Source organism: Paenisporosarcina macmurdoensis, from assembly GCF_042658845.1.
Classification (GTDB): domain Bacteria; phylum Bacillota; class Bacilli; order Bacillales_A; family Planococcaceae; genus Paenisporosarcina; species Paenisporosarcina macmurdoensis.
Window position 1 is genome coordinate 21,750 of the sequence record NZ_JBHSRI010000038.1, and the last position, 18,126, is coordinate 39,875.

19 protein-coding genes and 1 other annotated feature are annotated in these 18,126 nt (G+C 37.5%); of the genes, 14 read left to right on the plus strand and 5 right to left on the minus strand.

The window, feature by feature from the left end:
- Window positions 1-527 precede the first annotated feature (527 nt).
- From glmS to ACFPYN_RS17575, 6 genes are all read left to right on the plus strand, one after another.
- Entirely contained in the window at window positions 528-2,330 is a 1,803-nt protein-coding gene (gene glmS / locus ACFPYN_RS17550) for a glutamine--fructose-6-phosphate transaminase (isomerizing) (protein WP_377735941.1), read from the plus strand.
- A gap of 553 nt (window positions 2,331-2,883) precedes the next feature.
- Window positions 2,884-3,396, plus strand: a complete 513-nt coding sequence (locus tag ACFPYN_RS17555) for an SMI1/KNR4 family protein (protein WP_377735943.1) — start codon at window positions 2,884-2,886, stop codon at window positions 3,394-3,396.
- Between the two features lie 239 nt (window positions 3,397-3,635).
- A complete protein-coding gene (locus ACFPYN_RS17560) occupies window positions 3,636-3,809 on the plus strand; it encodes a hypothetical protein (RefSeq protein WP_377735946.1) in 174 nt (57 codons plus the stop codon).
- A gap of 386 nt (window positions 3,810-4,195) precedes the next feature.
- Window positions 4,196-4,747: a hypothetical protein gene (locus ACFPYN_RS17565; protein WP_377735947.1), complete on the plus strand. Its 552-nt coding sequence runs from the start codon at window positions 4,196-4,198 to the stop codon at window positions 4,745-4,747.
- Window positions 4,748-4,917: 170 nt separating this feature from the next.
- A complete protein-coding gene (locus ACFPYN_RS17570; protein WP_377735950.1) occupies window positions 4,918-5,412 on the plus strand; it encodes a ferritin in 495 nt (164 codons plus the stop codon).
- Between the two features lie 121 nt (window positions 5,413-5,533).
- A complete protein-coding gene (locus ACFPYN_RS17575) occupies window positions 5,534-6,256 on the plus strand; it encodes a ZIP family metal transporter (protein ID WP_377735952.1) in 723 nt (240 codons plus the stop codon).
- A gap of 70 nt (window positions 6,257-6,326) precedes the next feature.
- On the opposite strand, the gene ACFPYN_RS17580 is transcribed toward ACFPYN_RS17575, so the two are convergent.
- Window positions 6,327-7,535, minus strand: a complete 1,209-nt coding sequence (locus ACFPYN_RS17580) for an MFS transporter (protein WP_377735954.1) — start codon at window positions 7,533-7,535, stop codon at window positions 6,327-6,329.
- Window positions 7,536-7,595: 60 nt separating this feature from the next.
- Window positions 7,596-7,853, minus strand: a binding site (T-box leader).
- Window positions 7,854-7,986: 133 nt separating this feature from the next.
- Here ACFPYN_RS17580 and ACFPYN_RS17585 point away from each other — a divergent pair.
- Window positions 7,987-8,601 carry a histidine phosphatase family protein gene (locus ACFPYN_RS17585; protein WP_377735956.1) on the plus strand — a complete coding sequence of 205 codons (615 nt, stop codon included), beginning with the start codon at window positions 7,987-7,989 and terminating at the stop codon, window positions 8,599-8,601.
- A 23-nt stretch (window positions 8,602-8,624) separates the two neighbouring features.
- On the opposite strand, the gene ACFPYN_RS17590 is transcribed toward ACFPYN_RS17585, so the two are convergent.
- On the minus strand, window positions 8,625-9,008 hold the full coding sequence (locus ACFPYN_RS17590; protein WP_377735959.1) for a DUF5412 family protein: 384 nt from the start codon (window positions 9,006-9,008) through the stop codon (window positions 8,625-8,627).
- Window positions 9,009-9,166: 158 nt separating this feature from the next.
- Here ACFPYN_RS17590 and ACFPYN_RS17595 point away from each other — a divergent pair, with 158 nt between their 5' ends.
- Both ACFPYN_RS17595 and dacB read left to right on the plus strand, forming a co-directional pair.
- Entirely contained in the window at window positions 9,167-9,493 is a 327-nt protein-coding gene (locus ACFPYN_RS17595; RefSeq protein ID WP_377735961.1) for a hypothetical protein, read from the plus strand.
- A 215-nt stretch (window positions 9,494-9,708) separates the two neighbouring features.
- Complete coding sequence (gene dacB, locus ACFPYN_RS17600; protein WP_377735962.1) at window positions 9,709-11,202, plus strand: D-alanyl-D-alanine carboxypeptidase/D-alanyl-D-alanine endopeptidase; 1,494 nt, start codon at window positions 9,709-9,711, stop codon at window positions 11,200-11,202.
- Between the two features lie 107 nt (window positions 11,203-11,309).
- Here dacB and ACFPYN_RS17605 read toward each other — a convergent pair whose 3' ends face one another.
- Complete coding sequence (locus ACFPYN_RS17605) at window positions 11,310-12,974, minus strand: formate--tetrahydrofolate ligase (RefSeq protein WP_377735964.1); 1,665 nt, start codon at window positions 12,972-12,974, stop codon at window positions 11,310-11,312.
- A gap of 212 nt (window positions 12,975-13,186) precedes the next feature.
- On the opposite strand from ACFPYN_RS17605, the gene ACFPYN_RS17610 reads away from it, so the two are divergent.
- The 5 genes from ACFPYN_RS17610 (at window position 13,187) to ACFPYN_RS17630 (ending at window position 17,103) form a co-directional block, all read left to right on the plus strand.
- Complete coding sequence (locus tag ACFPYN_RS17610; RefSeq protein WP_377735966.1) at window positions 13,187-13,351, plus strand: hypothetical protein; 165 nt, start codon at window positions 13,187-13,189, stop codon at window positions 13,349-13,351.
- A 203-nt stretch (window positions 13,352-13,554) separates the two neighbouring features.
- A complete protein-coding gene (locus tag ACFPYN_RS17615; RefSeq protein ID WP_377735969.1) occupies window positions 13,555-14,274 on the plus strand; it encodes a YebC/PmpR family DNA-binding transcriptional regulator in 720 nt (239 codons plus the stop codon).
- Window positions 14,275-14,830: 556 nt separating this feature from the next.
- Window positions 14,831-14,992 (plus strand): YjcZ family sporulation protein, encoded by a 162-nt coding sequence (locus ACFPYN_RS17620; protein ID WP_377735971.1) that lies wholly within the window; start codon window positions 14,831-14,833, stop codon window positions 14,990-14,992.
- 434 nt (window positions 14,993-15,426) lie between these two features.
- On the plus strand, window positions 15,427-16,185 hold the full coding sequence (locus tag ACFPYN_RS17625; protein WP_377735974.1) for a MerR family transcriptional regulator: 759 nt from the start codon (window positions 15,427-15,429) through the stop codon (window positions 16,183-16,185).
- Between the two features lie 225 nt (window positions 16,186-16,410).
- On the plus strand, window positions 16,411-17,103 hold the full coding sequence (locus ACFPYN_RS17630) for a YqjF family protein (RefSeq protein ID WP_377735976.1): 693 nt from the start codon (window positions 16,411-16,413) through the stop codon (window positions 17,101-17,103).
- A 44-nt stretch (window positions 17,104-17,147) separates the two neighbouring features.
- Here ACFPYN_RS17630 and ACFPYN_RS17635 read toward each other — a convergent pair whose 3' ends face one another.
- Both ACFPYN_RS17635 and ACFPYN_RS17640 read right to left on the minus strand, forming a co-directional pair.
- Entirely contained in the window at window positions 17,148-17,654 is a 507-nt protein-coding gene (locus ACFPYN_RS17635) for a hypothetical protein (RefSeq protein ID WP_377735978.1), read from the minus strand.
- Between the two features lies 1 nt (window position 17,655).
- A complete protein-coding gene (locus ACFPYN_RS17640) occupies window positions 17,656-17,979 on the minus strand; it encodes a hypothetical protein (protein ID WP_377735980.1) in 324 nt (107 codons plus the stop codon).
- Window positions 17,980-18,126: the final 147 nt, after the last annotated feature.

Sequence of the window (18,126 nt, forward strand, 5' to 3'; positions counted from 1 at the left end):
GGAATAAAACTAGTGTGAAGCCGAATAAAAGGCGTATGTAGCCGATAAAACCCACGACGAAGCCGAATAAAATCACTTTCATAGGTGAAATGGACCGAATCATCCTCATACTAAAGGGGCAATGAGTAGATTTCCTAACCGATTAGGTTTCCACTGAATACAATGGGGTAAAGTACTTTTATTGACGTTTGTACGCGAAATCAGTATGATAGGAATGTTGGCGTAAACTGTAAGTCATTGACAACTGACTACGTCACCGTGCTAAAGGAGAGAATGTTTGCACGATAAATGAGGAAAAAAATGATAGCGCCAGAGCTGAAGAAATTGGACGAAACAGATCTTCAGCAGACGAGGTGGAGGAGTATCGAAGATTCGGCGGATACCTCCCGGCCGCGATGCCCGGTCGTAATTCTTGTTCTTAACCCGTGAAAGTGATTTTGCGAACAAAGGAAGAAGAGGGCACACGACAGCGTCTGTACGTATTGCAGAACGCTTATTTTGATTTTACTAAATGGAGGATTTAAATTATGTGTGGAATTGTAGGATACATCGGAGAGTTAGATTCAAAAGAGATTTTATTAAAAGGGTTAGAGAAATTAGAATACCGTGGGTACGATTCAGCAGGTATTGCTGTTCGTAATGCTGACGGCGTAACGATTTTTAAAGAAAAAGGTCGCATTGCAGACTTACGTAAAGCAGTGGAAGATGATGTACATTCAAAAACAGGGATTGGACATACTCGTTGGGCAACTCACGGCGTGCCAAACCAATTAAATGCACATCCACATCAAAGTGAATCAGGTCGTTATACACTGGTTCATAACGGTGTTATTGAAAACTATCATTTACTACAAAAAGAATATTTACCAGGCGTTGAAATGAAATCTGATACAGACACAGAAGTTATCGTGCAATTGCTTGAGAAATTCTCACAAGATGGCAAGACAACGAGTGAAGCTTTCCGTCACACTTTGTCTTTGTTACACGGTTCATATGCAATCGCGTTACTAGACTCAGAGGAAGCACAAACGATCTATGTAGCTAAAAATAAAAGCCCATTATTAGTAGGTCTTGGAGACGACTTTAATGTAGTGGCATCTGACGCGATGGCAATGATTCAAGTTACTAACGAATATGTAGAACTTCACGATCAAGAAATGGTGATTGTGAAAAAAGAGTCTGTTGAAATTCAAAAACTAGACGGAACTGTTGTAGAACGTGAATCATATACAGCAGAACTTGATATGAGCGATATTGAAAAAGGGATGTACCCTCATTACATGTTAAAAGAAATCGACGAGCAACCTGCTGTTATGCGTAAAATTATCCAAGCCTATCAGAATGAACAAGGGAAGCTTGAAATTGAAGAAGGCATTTTAACAGCATTGAACAATGCAGATCGCCTTTATATTATTGCAGCAGGTACGAGTTACCACGCAGGATTAGTTGGTAAAGAATACTTCGAGAAAATCGCAGGAATTCCAGTTGAAGTTCACATCTCAAGTGAATTTGGCTACAACATGCCGTTATTATCTGAAAAACCATTATTCATGTTCATCACTCAATCAGGGGAAACGGCAGATAGCCGCCAAGTATTAGTGAAAATTAAAAAATTAGGTCATCCTACGTTGACTGTAACGAATGTAAAAGGTTCTACGCTTTCACGTGAAGCGGATTACACATTGTTACTACATGCAGGACCTGAAATTGCGGTTGCTTCTACAAAAGCGTATACAGCACAAATTGCAGTTCTTGCACTTACAGCTGCGGTTGCTGCTGAAAAAGCAGGACACCCAATAGATTTTGATATCGTTCAAGAACTTGGAATCGTGGCAAATGCAGTGCAAGCGATGGTTGATTCAAAAGAAGAAATGGAGAAAATCGCTCGTGACTTCCTTTCAACAACACGCAATGCATTCTTCATTGGCCGTAACCTAGACTTCTGTGTCAGCATGGAAGGCGCATTAAAACTGAAAGAAATTTCGTACATTCAAGCAGAAGGCTTTGCCGGTGGCGAATTGAAACATGGAACGATCGCATTAATTGAAGACGGTACGCCAATCTTCGCATTAGCGACACAAAAAGCAGTAAGCTTGAACATCCGTGGAAACGTTAAAGAAGTAGTGGCACGTGGCGCAAACCCATGTATCATTGCAATGGAAGGCATGGAAGAAGAAGGCGATACACTCGTCTTACCAAAAGTGCATCCATTATTAACACCACTTGTTTCAGTTATTCCATTACAATTAATCAGCTATTACGCAGCATTGCACCGCGATTGCGACGTGGATAAACCACGTAACTTGGCAAAATCGGTTACAGTTGAGTAAGAAAATATAGGAAAGCCGAACAGAAGATGTGGCTTTGAAATTAAGTATTTGATAATCTATAACGAAGTGTGATCATTTCTAAAATAGATTGATCATTTATAATAAAGTTTGATTAAAATTATCTCACCTCTATCTTCCCTTAGAGTTGAGATAATTTTTTTATTGGATATTTGAGTCAATTTCATAATTCATAAAACCGGATGTAAACACGAACATTATAAAAACAGAGATTCTTTCGATTTCCGTTACGGGCGGACGCTTTCCGCGGGTGGTCCGTGTGCCTCCTCGTTCGCTACGCTCTCTGTGGGGTCACACCTGGACACACTTTTCCCGCCGGAGTCGCCGCCCTTCACTCCAATCAAATTAGAGAAATTCTTAACAAATTCAAAGGGATACACTTCAAATGTTCGTGTATCATTCATCAAAAGATATTTATGAAATTGACTCATTTATGTGCTTTAAAGATTGTGAAATATTTAATTCAACACGGCAGGTTAGTTCAATAAGGGTATTATTTTATTTAAGGTAATAAATAAAGTAGGAGGTGCGGACATTGCAAAGGAATTATTACAATGGTCATGGATTTTGGCAGGTAGAACCAAAATATAAACGTGTTGAATATCTTATAAACGATAAAATAATAAAAAAAGCTGAAAACGAATTAAACATTAAATTTCCTCAATCGTTTATAGATTTAATGAAAATCAATAATGGAGGAGAACTTAATTATCCTTATTTCGTTTTACCTGCAGGCGATACTGAATGCATTCCTGATGAAGAACGAGTAAAACTTCCATCAATAGAACCAATTCATTTTGAGAATGATGATATAAGCATTTTGTCCTCTGAAAAACTTTTAAATGAAGTTAACCTCCCTAAAGGGTTTATTGTGTTGTGGACGGATTTCCATTATTGGGTTGTACTAGATTATCGAAGTAACAAAGATAATCCATCTGTAATGTATATAGCAGAAAACTTTTCAGCTTCAACTTTTGACACTACAGAATGGGAATATATCAAAATTACTGATACCTTTGATGAATTTTCTAAACAATTATTCTGTTGAAACAAAGTCACGACGTTTAAAAAACATTACTCTGCTTCACCCCATTGGATATTCATGTCCAATGGGGTGTTTTTTGATGGTGAAAGAGAAAGTTTGACTCATTTATTCATGCAATACTAGTGTCATATAAGTGTTAAGAATATAGATCAGTTTGGCTAGTAACACCCGCTATAAAGAAATGTCCTTTAAGAATAAAACCTTCTAAACGGAGCACATTAGACTTTAGGAGGTGAATATCCATGAGTAAAAACAATAATAAGACAATGAATGAAAGAAATCATAACAGCTTTGGAATTTACAAAAGTCCCAACGATCCAAACGAAGAATTTGCTAAAGACTTTAATCCTGAATCTAAACCAGAAGAATATGAAACCAACAAAGACAAGAATCAACAAACTAAAAGAAATAAATAACTTCTAGAACAGTTTGATGACAATAACCTCTGAGGATAATAAATTCTTGAGAGGTTATTTTTCATTATGTAGTAAGCAGAAAAAATCAAAATCATGCATGCAGAATACAAGCCTGAACGCTTTAATGTGGTGATAGTGAATTTGCTATCCGAAGGGACAAAGCTACAAAATCACATCTTGAGATTGAGTTATCTTAAGATGTGATTTTTATATTAAATTTATGTATTGAATAGTATTCCAATAAAATGCGTAGGAAATACTATTCCTTAAAGGGAATAATTTACATCTAATCACTTTTCTTTTACAATGAAATCAGATACTTACAAACTTTTACTGTAAAGAGTAGACTAAGAAAATTTGAAATCATTTGAAAGAGGAGAAATTTCATGAATTACACGGATCGGAAAAGTAAGTTTTGGGTTTTTGCCCTACTTTTATTTATCATAGCCCCATTTGTTATTATGCTAACACCCATGATTGTGGCGGTGACAATTTCGGATACTCCTGATAAAATCGTCTTTATTCCAAAAGGCACGAGTATGATGATGTATGGCTTAGCTTTTTTGGTTGTGATTGTGGTGTTTTGTGCCATGTATTTTTCAAAGTCTAAACTGTTTACTATTTTAACAGGGATCATGGCAGTAGTTGGATTCCTCCTTTTTTTCAGCATAGGTGTTCAAAACTACGTGTATCTCCATGAGGACTTTATCAAAAATAATCCAATATGGGGTTCAAAAGTCGAATACCAATGGACTGATCTGGCGAAAGTGACACACGAGTTATACAACGAAGAAACAGCCCGTGATGAAAAGTATATTTTCGAATTTGACGATGGCTATACATTTGAATTTATAGGGTCGGGAATAGTCGATGCAAAAGCGAAAAGTAAGATTTACCAAAAGGCAATTAATCTTGATGTGCCTTATGATGAGTATTAATTGAGAGACATTTAAATTAAAGTTTCGTTCGTGTGAAACAGATGAAAGATCAATATTCATTCTCAATTGAAGTGGTTAATTCTCAATAGGATTGTTTTAATTAAACAACTATGTTATCATTAAATAATAATAATTACTGATAACTAATTAATTAATTGGAGGAATTTATCATGTTGCCAACAAAAATGACTGAAGCTTTAAATAAACAATTTAATAATGAACTGCAAGCAGCGCATGCTTATAAAGCGATGGCGACCTATTTCTCAGATAAAGGATATCAAGGTTTTGCTAATTTTTATTTAATCCAATCTAAAGAAGAAGATTCTCATGCCATGAAGTTTTATCATTTTTTAGTGACAATGGGTGAAAAGCCAGTACTTCATAAATTGGAAGAGCCAAAGAATCACTTTGAGAATGCATTAGATGTAGTCCAACAATCTCTAGAACAAGAAAGAGAAGTGACACGAGATATCTATTCCTTAGTTTCTCTTGCGGCAGAATTAAAGCAACATTCCACTAGCTCGTTTTTAGACTGGTTTATTAAAGAACAAATGGAGGAAGAAGAGTCTTTCCGAATTATCCTTGTGAAATTGAAAGGAATCCAAGAGGGGGGCGAGTTCTTCCTTAAGATGGATGAAGAATTTGCTCAACGTAAATTGGAATAAAAATCAAAAACCCGCACATGGACGACATGTGCGGGTTTTTTTATTGGAAAAATATAGTCTTTCATAAATTCACCCCAACACCCATATAAACATAGAGACAAACATCATAAGGGTGATAAAAGTGTCTTCTATATGGGTCGTTGGCTATTTATGTACTGCATTAGGCTTTGGTATTGGAGGTGTGATTGCTTGGATCTTAAAGGGATTTCAGAAGCGAATGGACACCGTTTACAGTATTTGTGCTGGTTTAATTCTTGGTTTAATAAGTTTTGAGATTGCCCCTGAAGCAATAGAGCTAGGTAATTGGAGTGCTTTTATTGCGGGATTTCTAATAGGAATTATGTTATTCAAGTTTATACATAAATCGTTTAAGAACCAAATGGCCCTTAGAAAAAGTAAAGAAAAGTTGGATCCCTTATACACTGGCGTGATGTTAATGATTAGCATCTCACTTCATAACCTGCCAATAGGCATTACTTTAGGTTCGAATCAAGACGCCACTTTAAACTTTTCCATACTTCAAACCATACTCCTTCACAACATTCCAGAAGGAATCATCGTTTTTAGCCCTTTGTTTATGGCTGGTCTTGGAGGCTGGACGTTGATATCATTTTCTCTTATGGTTGCATTACCAGTAGGTGTTGGTGCTTATTTTGCAAGCATAATAGGAATTGAAAATCCGGTTTTTTGGTCATTCTTCATTAGTTTATCTATTGGGATGATTTATATGGTGACGATTAAAGAAATCATAACTGATTCAATAAAAGAGTCTTCTTCAACTCGCGTTTTCATCCTTGCTCTCATTGGTTTTAGTGTAATAGGAGCATTTTTCTATTTTATATAAATATCATCAGAATAGCCCGCTGAAGTATGAATACAGTGGGCTATTCTAAAGTGAAGCTTTATATGCCGGTTTAACCTAATGCTATTTTAGAAGTGGTAAGACGGCTCACTGTCACACTGAGAAAGATTGCAACAATCAACATTACAACAGAACCACTAATCACAACTTCTTGCACCGAAAAAACTTGTGCGGCTAGCCCCATAAACAAAACCACCATCAGTTGAATCGTATTAGCCACCATCCCATACAAACTCGAGATTCTCCCCATCATGTCGATTGGAATATTCTCTTGAATAAATGTCATGAAACCTGTGTTTGCCAGTGGAAGAAAAAAGGCGAGGATGAAAAATCCGATACTCGCCATCATATAAGTTGTTGAGAAACTATAAAAAACATAGCCACATGCGACCAATGTAGTTCCACTGACCATCATTTGTTTAGCTGAAGCATTTCTAACGACACCATTTGTGAAAATAGCCCCCACCAAGAATCCGATTCCTGCAATACTAACGAGAGAGCCATATGCAGCATCTGAAAGATGAAGAACCTCCTTCGAAAAGGCTACTTCCATTGAATCAAGTGCAGCTGTCAACAACATTGCGCCTTGAAAAATCATATAGACAATTACAAAAGGGAAAGCAATTTTGCTGAAACTCCAAACTAAATGCCAATCTGATCGAATGTCATTAAAAGTTATTTTGATTGTTACTGTAGCTGAGGAAGGGACTAAATTTGGTAGTAAATAGGTCAAACCCGCTGATAATAAGAAGGTTCCAACATTCACAAACAACGCCATTTCGAGAGTACCCACCATAAATAAGATCCCCGCTAGTGCCGGTCCCATGATAAAAGCTCCAGAATGCACAAAACTGAGCAGTGCATTGAATCGTTTACGATTATGTTCAGGCAACAGTAACGTCATGTACGTAAAAGATGCAGGCTCAAACACGGCACCAGCCATTTGAATGAACAACACAAGTGTATAGATTACCCATATGGAATCTAAAAAAGGAATGCTTACAATTAATAGCGCTCTAATCACATCTAAAAAAATCATCAAATACTTTGTGGAAGAACGATCGATTACACTGCCAGCCCATAACCCAACAAACATTCGAGCGAACGGTTTAATCATATACAGACCTGCAACAGCAAATGCAGAACCTGTCATTTCAAAAACCATTAAGTTAATGGCCAACAAATAAATCCATTGACCCATATTAGCAATTCCTACGGCGCTTAAATAATAAACTGGAAACTTCCATTTTGATAAGATCATACGAATCCCTCCGACATGTTTTTTGGCAAAATAAAAAACCTCACCCCCAAGACGATTTGTCTTGGGGACGAGATTAACATGTCGTGGTACCACCCCAGTTTGTTCTGATGTCACCATCAAAACCTTTTCAAGTACGGCATGAATCATGCTTATACTTTAGCTTGGTAACGGGAGCATCCGTCACACCATCACCGATAAAAGGGTCCGATGTGAAGCTCAGAGTCTTGTTTCAATCCGTGAATGCTTACCCTTTTTCAGCAACCAGGGCTCTCTGTTTTAAGAATTCAAGTGATTTACTGTTCTCTTCATTGCTTATTATTTTGGATATCATAACATAAAATGTATCTTATTGGGTGAGATAATTTATTCATACTAACCAAAGAAATCTATTGTAAAGAAATGTAAGTGTATGTAACAATCTACATATGGATATTTTTAGCGGAGGGATAGTATGGAATTATTACTCATAAGACATGGAGAATCAGAAGCGGATGTATTAGGCGTACATGAAGGTAGGGCGGACTTTCCTTTAACAGAGCTAGGGGAGAAGCAAGCGAGAAGCATGTCAACATACATAGAACAACATTACCCACCAACTATTATCCTATCAAGTCCTTTAATCAGAGCCAAAAGGACAGCCAACATATTACAAGAATCTATTGGCTGCGAATTAATAGTAGGTAAAGAGTTAATGGAATTTAACAATGGGGTTCTTGCTGGATTATCAAGAAAAGAAGCAGCCATAAAACATCCTTTTCCTAAAGGTGGAAGACCAGCTCACATACCTATTCAAGATGGTGAATCAGATTTGGAGTTTCGTTTTAGAGTAGATAGCATTTTTCACAAAGTGTTAGTAGACTATCAAGACTATGAGCGTGTAGCCATTGTATCTCACGGAGGGACTATTTCGAATTTGCTTAAAGCATTTCTCAAACAACCGATGAACAATGAATTTATTTTTACGACAGGTGATACAGGCATTCATTTACTTGAAATAAAAGACAACTATCGAATTATCAAGTTCCTGAATAAACAAGAACATCTTCACATGATAGAAGAAGGCTGAGCATTCGGTTTCTGAAAAAGCAACTAGTCTTCAGTTTTTCTAAAGTCATACGTATCCTTGCGAACATCAAGTTCCATACCATTGATAGATACGACATGATCATTGATCCACTCGATTTCGCCTTTTTCCATCCTGTAAGCCCAGTAGAAATTCCGTTTTTTATCATGTTTATCATGGTAAATTACTTCGCCTCTAACAGCAGGAGCAACCGTGGAATGTGTATTAATTACATAAGTCACAACCGTATAATCCCCTCTTAGGGAGGTTTTTTCAGCTAATGCTTCTCCTTCAGGCAGACGATCTATATTGAAAAACAAATAATTGATCAACATGAAAAGACCGAATAGAAGGATGCCGATAAGCAAAACAAAATATCCAAACCCTTTCAAAAAAGTCTTCGACCGCATGAACCTCACTCCTCTACCCTTACTAAACGATGGAAAAAGGAAATGGTTGCAGTAGTATGTGGGGGAATTTCTAATGATATGGTCACAAACAACTTGTTTGATAGCATATGGCAAAGATTTTCTATCCAGTTGCGTTAAACAGACAGGAGTGAATTAAAATGACAAAAGGTGTGTACTGTGAAAAATGCGATAGAGAAATCAAGTTCACTGGTGATTTAGTCACAACGATTTTTATGTTTCAAGTCGTACCGTATCACGAGAATTGTTATGCAAAAGATTTAAAAGGCATGCGCAGTTTCTTTGTATCTAATACTCCGATTAACGGAATTTCTGGCAACATTTCAGCAGTACTTTCAATCTTCATCGGGATATTCGCTGTACTCTTTTTAGATGGATTCACCAAGTTCTTAGGCTTGTTAGCATTGGTCTCCGTAGGTTACCGACTCTATTCATATATGCGATTTGAAAAAAGGCTGCCTGATTGAAAGATTGATGGTTTATAACCTGTTACATAGAAGTAAGAAGAATTACGTCCGTCATTCTTCAAAATTCAACAAAAAGTATCTTCAATCTAGTTGACAAGTTTTTAACATATTACTGGGCATATTGACTGTATTTACTAAATAGGCCAATTAAGACAGCATTATCTGACAATTTAATGCTAAACTAGTAATATCTTATTAAAAACTTGGAGGTACACGTGAAAATTCAACGTAAACTATTAATTGGTCTAGCTACTATTGTCATGTTTAGTGGAACAACCTTAACTACGATCTCTGAAACGTCAACCGTCCAAGCCGCCTCTCCTTACACTAGCTTACAAAATTCGATAAATAACGTCATGACTGACAGCAGAATGACTAGTGCATCTACTAGTGTAACCATACGAAAAGCCTCTACTGGTGAAATTATCTATCAAAAAAATGGAGATAAAGGTATTACACCTGCTTCTTCTTTGAAAATTCTGACTGCCTCTGCAGCATTAGAAACTTTAGGGGAAAATCATCGTTTTTCTACTGATTTGTTAACTAACGGAACTGTAGCGAAGGGAACATTGTACGGCAATCTCTATCTTCGCGGAAAAGGTGATCCTACTTTAATGAAAAAAGATTTCGATCATTTCGCTTCAATGTTAGCTAATAGAGGAGTGAAACGACTTTCTGGACACATTATTGGGGACGATACTTGGTTTGACGCGGATCGTTTATCACCGGGAATTGCAAAAGCAGATGAATCCTATTATTATGCAGCCCGTATTTCTGCATTAAGTCTTTCACCGAACACGGATTACGATGCAGGATCTGTAATTGTAGATGCTAAACCTTCAGTAAACGGGCGAGTTGCAAAAATCACGTTAACGCCAGCAACAGGTGTAGTTCGCATCGTCAATCAATCAAGAACTGTACCAAAAGGATATTCAAATACGTTAAAGATTAAACGTGAATACGGAACGAATAAAGTGATCATCTCAGGTAATGTACCACTTGGTTCTGCTGGAAAGAAAGAGTGGATTACCGTATCTAACCCTACTGCTTATGCATTAGATGTCTTTAAAAGATCATTAGCTTCAAAAGGAATTACCTTTGTCTCTACATCTAAAGTAGTTTCAGGAACAACACCAAAAAATGCACGTGTGTTACTGTCTAAAAAATCAATGCCTTTAAAAGATTTAATGATTCCATTTTTGAAACTCAGCAACAATACGCATGCTGAAGTTTTAGCGAAAGAAATGGGTAAAGTAAAATATGGAGTAGGTAGTTGGGATGCGGGGCTTAAAGTAATGAGAGAGTACGCAGATTCCGTAGGTTTGGATGTCAACCAATGGGTGTTCGAGGATGCCTCTGGTATGTCGCATGCTAATAAAATTCCTTCTAGTCAATTGACTCAATTACTCCATCATGTAAGATCTGAACCTTGGTATGGTGTGTTCTTAAAAGGACTTCCAATTTCGGGTGGATATGAACGCTTCGTGGGTGGCACATTACGCCTAAGAATGAAAACTGCTCCAGCAAAAGGGAATGTAATGGCAAAAACGGGTAGTTTAGACAATGTTAGTGCGCTAGCCGGATATGCAAAAACAAGAGATGGAGAGTTGTTAATTTTCACTGTCCAAACACAAAATACCAAGTCTAGTACAGTTCCGGTCATTGATCGACTAGCAACATCCATTGCGAATTCGAAAAAAACGCCTTAATGATCATAGACGTGAGATGGCAACAGATGACTAAAAAGAAAATATAGAAAAACCGGTACGGGAGAAAACCCCGTACCGGTTTTGTTTTTAAGAAAAGGTAACTTGAACTAGAATAATCCGACCGCGTTGCCATCTTGATCAACATCCATATTTAAAGCGGCTGGTTGTTTTGGTAATCCTGGCATGGTCATGATATCACCGGTTAGGCAGACCAAGAAGCCTGCACCGAGTTTCGGGATAATGTCACGAATGGTAATGGTAAATCCTTCAGGACGTCCATGAAGGGAAGGTTGATCAGAAAGAGAGTATTGTGTTTTAGCCATACAAATAGGCAATGCATCCCAGCCGTATTTTTTTAAATCTACTAGCTTTTTCTTAGCACTATCTGTTAATTGAATGTCAGCTCCACCATACACTTGTTGAACAATAATTCGTAGCTTTTCTTCGACAGAATCAGTTTCCTCATATAGCATGGTAAAGTTTTTCGGTTTAGCCAATTCTTCTTTTACAAGCTTAGCTAGCTCAAGTCCACCTTTACCACCTTGCTCCCATACGTTGGTTAATGCAATTTGAACACCTTGTGCTTTAGCCCAATCCATGACTTCTTGTAACTCATCCTGTGCATCTGCGGTAAAACGGTTTAATGCAACGACCGGTTCAATGCCAAATTGACGAATCGTATCTACATGTTTCGCCAAATTCGCCATCCCGCGTTTCACGGCATCAGTATTTGGTTGTGTAAGTTGATTTTTCTCAACTCCACCATGCATCTTGAGAGCACGAACTGTTGCTACAATGACCACGGCATCTGGATGGAAGTTACCTTTTCTTGATTTGATGTGCATGAATTTCTCAGCGCCTAAATCTGCTCCAAAGCCGGCCTCGGTTACGACGATATCTGCAAGTCTTCTTGCTGTATTTGTTGCCATTAAAGAATTACACCCATGAGCAATATTGGCAAAAGGACCACCGTGAATGATTGCAGGCGTTCCTTCAATGGTTTGTACCAAATTCGGTTTGAATGCATCTTTTAATAACAATGTAAGAGCACCTTCAACACCCAATTGTCTTACAGTTACAGGCTCTTTATCGTATGTGTAAGCAATGACCATTTGAGCAAGTCGTTCTTTCAAATCTTCCAGACTTGTTGCGAGGCATAACACGGCCATGATTTCAGAGGCGACGGTGATATCAAATCCATCTTGTCTAGGAACTCCTTGTAGTGGACCGCCTAATCCTATAGTCACTTGTCGTAATGCACGGTCATTTATATCAAGAACTCGTTTCCATGCAACTCTTCGTGGATCTAGATTTAGTAAATTACCTTGATGTAAATGATTATCGATAAGTGCAGATAAGGCATTATTTGCAGAGGTGATGGCATGTATATCTCCTGTAAAATGAAGATTGATGTCTTCCATCGGCAATACTTGGGCGAAACCACCGCCTGTTGCTCCACCTTTCATGCCCATAACAGGACCAAGTGAAGGCTCGCGTAATGCGACGATGACCGACTCATTAAGTTGATTGAATGCATCTGCTAATCCTACAGTAACCGTCGATTTCCCTTCACCTGCAGGGGTTGGACTGATGGCTGTGACTAATACGATTTGACCTTGGGTGGTAATAGGCGGCAGGGAATTGACGTCAATCTTAGCTTTATAGTTGCCATATAATTCAAGTGCCTTTTGTGGAATTCCTGCTTTAGTAGCAATTTCCTGAATCGGTAACATGGTTGCATTTGTTGCAATGGATAAGTCTGTAAACGACATGAATTCCCCAACTTTCCCGAATTGTTTTATGTAGAAAAATCTCTAATTGGTTTGCTTTGTTGTTGTCATACAAATAAGAAATATCATATCATATTGACGCTGGATTAACCGCTGCTTACTCTTTTTATTAAAAGGAGACGTGTTGTGAATGGGATTTTCGGGTATAGCTAAACCAAACAAAATTCTATAAATGATGCGAAGGAGGAACATCCATGCCAGACCATAAAAACAAAGACAAACAAGACGATAAAACCATGACACGTAAGGATAATGACAAGAAGAATGTGAAGCTTTCATCAAATGATGTGTCAGAAGAAAATAGCGAAAATACAGAGGCTGTAGTGACACAACCACGTATTAATACAGACGGTCTCTAATTATCAAAAGACTAGCTCAATGGAGTTAGTCTTTTTTATACATATTTCATATAGCAAGGGTTAATGAAAGAGATACCTATTTTCGTATTTCACTCGAAAATTATCAAGCTCTTGGTGTATAATGCAACAGTGAGCAAGCGTATGATATACAGTATGAAAATATCAATATTTAGAGAGACACACTGGAAAGAGAGTGAATCGAAATGGGACGTAAGTGGAATAATATTAAAGAAAAGAAGGCTTCAAAAGATTCAAATACGAGTCGGATTTATGCCAAGTTTGGACGCGAAATATATGTAGCGGCAAAACAAGGTGAACCAGATCCGGAATCAAACCGAGCATTAAAAGTTGTGCTAGAACGCGCAAAAACATATAGTGTGCCAAAAGCGATTGTTGATCGTGCCATTGAAAAAGCAAAGGGCGGATCAGAAGAAAGTTTTGATGAATTGCGTTATGAGGGCTTCGGACCAAACGGCTCAATGGTCATCGTGGATGCGCTGACAAATAACGTGAATCGTACAGCTTCAGATGTACGTGCTGCATTTGGTAAAAACGGTGGCAACATGGGTGTTAGTGGATCTGTGGCTTATATGTTTGATGCAACAGCTGTTATTGGGATTGAAGGAAAAACAGCAGATGAAGTATTTGAACTTTTAGTTGAAGAGGAAATTGATGTACGTGACGTATTAGAAGAAGATGAGTCAGTCATCGTCTATGCTGAACCAGATCAATTCCATGCGGTACAGGAAGCATTTAAAAATGTGGGAATTACAGACTATACAGTTGCTGAATTAACTATGCTTGCACAAAATGATATTCCACTCGATGCAGATGCTCAAATTCAATTTGAAAAAATGATTGATGCTTTAGAAGATTTAGAAGATGTTCAACAAGTTTATCATAATGTTGATTTAGGCGAATAAAGAGAAAAATCCAACACCGTAACTGGTAGTTGGATTTTTTTGTTCATTGAAAAAGGGACATGCCCGATTGGACATGCCCCTTTGATAGACAAGATAATATTAAAGCTTTGAATGATATTTTTCATCCCGATTACTCGGGGAATAATTTCCTAAGAAAGTGTTCCGTTCTTTCCGTGCCGCGGTCATTTGTCCACTGGTTGTCTTACTTAAGCAACGTAAACCCTACCTTCTTTTACGTCCTTGCGACCCTTTAGTCGCGCCAGTGTGAATAAGTTTAATCAAATACATCGAGTAGATGCCAGAATTTCAAATCTTAATTATTATATTTCTTGTTAACTAGATTATTATCGCATGAATAATGGGCTATGTCAATATTAAATTTGATTTTGATTCATGAATAAAATAAGTCACCTGATAAACATACGCAAATAACCACTTACGAAGTATCTTTACTTCCGTTCCGTTTCGCACATTAAAAACTCCGCTAAATCCCTAGGTCCCATTTAATTATTGACATAAGCTAATAATAATCATTGAAGGAAAGGGGGACTTAATCATGGATAACTATGGCGCTTACGGTGGCCACGCTTATGGGGGTTATTCACCGTGTGGTCAGTACGAGGATACCTCTCGTAGAGGCAGCACATTTGCATTAATTGTGGTTCTATTTATCTTATTAATCATTATCGGAGCAACATTTCACCAAAAAAAATGTTAAGTAGTTGCTAAATTTTTAGCAGGTACAGATGATGAATATTCTTAAACTTCCCCTAAACATTCTCCAATTGCGAAAAGAGTGCTTGAAAAGCACTCTTTTTTTCGTACAAAGCATTTCCCCATTTTATGTAGGAATTAGAGTTATTAAAAGTTAAGTTCAGAAAAATTATTTTAGAAACGTAAAACTACCTCCTTCATTTTTAATAATGAAGGAGGTAGTTTTATTATTAATAATTTGAAGTTGTTTTTACATACATAAGAGTACGCATGGTGAATGTCGCGGCCAGCGCAAATGTACAATAAAAAACAGTATAAATGCGTAATGGAGTGTTAAAATCTACAATCATATAAATAAAATAAAGTGTTTTCCTTGAAGAAGCATTTGACTTTGACGTAACGTAAAGGTGTACGATTAACTTGTCAGGAGGTGAAGGAATGGAATATACGGTGCAAAAGCTCGGGGAGATGGCAGGGGTTAGTACACGGACATTGCGTTATTATGATGAAATTGGCATCCTCAAGCCGGCGAGAATCAATTCATCAGGCTATCGGATCTATGGGCAACAAGAAGTTGATCGACTGCAACAAATCTTGTTTTATAAAGAACTGGGAATCAAATTAGAAACAATTAATAAAATTGTGACTTCCCCAACATTCGACGGAGCAAAGGCCTTAACAGAACACCGTTCACAACTCCTCGACAAGCGAACACAGTTAGATATATTAATTGCCAATGTGGAAAAAACAATTTCTTCAAAGGAAGGGAATATGACGATGACAAACAATGAAAAGTTTGAAGGATTTAAACAAAAATTGATTGATCAAAATGAAAAAAATTTCGGGGAAGAAATTCGCGAGAAGTATGGTGATGATACCGTAAATAAATCAAATGTAAAAGTGAAAAATATGACACAAGGACAACATGAAGAAGTGAAACGTCTTTCTGAAGAAGTGAAGACGACATTAGCTGAAGCTTTCCAAACAGGAGACCCGTCAAGTGATCTTGCACAAAAAGCAGCTAATCTGCATAAACAGTGGCTCATGTGTTATTGGAGTGAATATAGCAAAGAAGCGCATGAGAGTCTTGCCCAAATGTACGTGGATGACGAACGATTTACCATGTATTACGATAAAGAAGTTCCAGGAACAGCTGAATTTCTTAGAGATGCCATCTACGTTTTCACTGGTAAATAAATAAAAAATGAGTATCGATGCATAGGACATCGATACTCATTTTTAAATTTGACGTCTGAAAAATCGCTGTTGACGTCTGACTTTTTGGACTTGACGTCTGAAAAAAAGCACTTCACGTCTGAAAAACATAAAATCATAGATCCGTCTCTAATATGATTTATTCGTTTGAATATCTCGCCTCTAGGAAACAATAAGCATGAGCGCCTTACAGAGAGGATCGATTTTATGTTAAAAAGACCGTGGTTAATGACGCAACAATGGCATGACGTATTATTTCTTCATTGGCCAGTTTCTCCAGAATTGGTGAGACAGCATATACCTGCTGAAATGGAACTCGATTTATATAACAACATGGCATGGATCGGTTTTGTCTATTTCAAAGTGAAGGGGAATCGGCCTAGGTTTATTCCGCCTATACCTGGTGTGCAAGCGTATTTAGAATTAAACGTTCGAACTTATGTTACATATAAGGGGAGACAAGGAATTCACGCCTTTAGCTTAGACGTCAATAATTCATTAATTGTAAAATTGACGACATTCGGTGATTTTTTGCCTTATCGTCATGCGAAATTAGCTTTAAAACGACAAAAGAAAAAGTTCACATATAGCAGACTTGGAGAAGGGAATTCAGCCCCTGAAACATTTTCTACAACATTTGAAGTGGTTTCCAAAACGATTGAGAGCAATCAATTTGAACAGTGGTTGACGGAACGTTATCACTTATGGACCCAAACGAAAGATCATTTATTTAGATTAGATACTTGTCATTCACCTTGGATGTTGCAACAAGTGACCGGAACCATTCATGAAAATACGATGGCGCCTTTTTTGCAGAGTAATTTTCAAACAGAGAGTCCAGTCGCTCACTATTCCAAAATGAAAAAAGCCCGATTTTACACGCCTGTGAAGGAATATTAAAGACGGCTCCATTTAATGTCCTCAAACTACCCATAATGATTTTTCTAGTTTCCAGATTCATAAAATGCCATGCTTACCAAAACGTTTGTAGGATAATAGCCTTCGTTCGTTATCGATAAAACATAGTTTGTATCGTATTGCAGGATGCGTTCAAATAAGGCAGACTCAACGGGAGATCCCCCCTGAGTGAATGCAAATCTTGGTATCATGCTTTCTTCCATCACAGTCCCACCGTGAACACTAGAAGCGTCCGAATAAAAAGAAGTAGCTGCTTGAATTTTTGACCGATCATCTAGATTGATTACTTCAATACGTTTGTTCCCGGGAACAAAATGAGGATTTTTAATCAACTTGATTCCAAGCTGTTCACCTTGACTTACAATGGTCCGGTTAGGGACATGTGTAATGGTTTCTTTGCCCGTTGATATTTGAATGTTAAGGCTTTCCCCAGGGGGAATAACCTCCCTGTAAGAAAGAGTAAATGCCTGACCGGCAAAAACAAAACCGAGCCAGTAGGGCTGATTTCTGAATTGATAACTGGTAAGTGCCATATTATACCACCTCGAAGACTCTAATTGTTACAGGATACTCTCTGGTTCTTGCGTAAATGGTCAAATTCTCATCAGGATTAAGATCATAGACTATGACTTCCGCTGGAACATTGAAAATGTAATTTCCACTCTCAAATGTAAAGTTTGGATCGGTAGAATGATAAATATAAGTAGCTGCATCATTAACTACCCAAAGCTGTCTTCTTCTGGCAAGATTTTGTGCACCAACCCTTAATGGAGTTGGCTCAGTAGTCACTCTTACTTTTCCAACCAAAGTGTCTTTCGTCCAAAAAAGTCCGGGTATTTCACGACAATCATCGCTCAACTTCCTCACTCCTATTTGACCAAGTCATTTCTTTTAGCCTTTACGTGTAATAAGTACATCTTATGTTCACTCACAAAGATTATGTAGATATTAACCAGTCGACTTTCTATATTGAATCAATGACAAAAGCCGCTCTAGATTTCTAGA

What these genes read in the sequence shown, in the direction of transcription:
- glmS (WP_377735941.1), top strand. Translation starts at nt 528, where the DNA reads ATGTGTGGAATTGTAGGATACATCGGAGAGTTAGATTCAAAAGAGATT.
- ACFPYN_RS17560 (WP_377735946.1), top strand. Translation starts at nt 3,636, where the DNA reads ATGAGTAAAAACAATAATAAGACAATGAATGAAAGAAATCATAACAGC.
- ACFPYN_RS17565 (WP_377735947.1), top strand. Translation starts at nt 4,196, where the DNA reads ATGAATTACACGGATCGGAAAAGTAAGTTTTGGGTTTTTGCCCTACTT.
- ACFPYN_RS17570 (WP_377735950.1), top strand. Translation starts at nt 4,918, where the DNA reads ATGTTGCCAACAAAAATGACTGAAGCTTTAAATAAACAATTTAATAAT.
- ACFPYN_RS17580 (WP_377735954.1), bottom strand. Translation starts at nt 7,535, where the DNA reads ATGATCTTATCAAAATGGAAGTTTCCAGTTTATTATTTAAGCGCCGTA.
- ACFPYN_RS17585 (WP_377735956.1), top strand. Translation starts at nt 7,987, where the DNA reads ATGGAATTATTACTCATAAGACATGGAGAATCAGAAGCGGATGTATTA.
- ACFPYN_RS17590 (WP_377735959.1), bottom strand. Translation starts at nt 9,008, where the DNA reads ATGCGGTCGAAGACTTTTTTGAAAGGGTTTGGATATTTTGTTTTGCTT.
- ACFPYN_RS17595 (WP_377735961.1), top strand. Translation starts at nt 9,167, where the DNA reads ATGACAAAAGGTGTGTACTGTGAAAAATGCGATAGAGAAATCAAGTTC.
- ACFPYN_RS17605 (WP_377735964.1), bottom strand. Translation starts at nt 12,974, where the DNA reads ATGTCGTTTACAGACTTATCCATTGCAACAAATGCAACCATGTTACCG.
- ACFPYN_RS17610 (WP_377735966.1), top strand. Translation starts at nt 13,187, where the DNA reads ATGCCAGACCATAAAAACAAAGACAAACAAGACGATAAAACCATGACA.
- ACFPYN_RS17615 (WP_377735969.1), top strand. Translation starts at nt 13,555, where the DNA reads ATGGGACGTAAGTGGAATAATATTAAAGAAAAGAAGGCTTCAAAAGAT.
- ACFPYN_RS17620 (WP_377735971.1), top strand. Translation starts at nt 14,831, where the DNA reads ATGGATAACTATGGCGCTTACGGTGGCCACGCTTATGGGGGTTATTCA.
- ACFPYN_RS17625 (WP_377735974.1), top strand. Translation starts at nt 15,427, where the DNA reads ATGGAATATACGGTGCAAAAGCTCGGGGAGATGGCAGGGGTTAGTACA.
- ACFPYN_RS17630 (WP_377735976.1), top strand. Translation starts at nt 16,411, where the DNA reads ATGTTAAAAAGACCGTGGTTAATGACGCAACAATGGCATGACGTATTA.
- ACFPYN_RS17635 (WP_377735978.1), bottom strand. Translation starts at nt 17,654, where the DNA reads ATGGCACTTACCAGTTATCAATTCAGAAATCAGCCCTACTGGCTCGGT.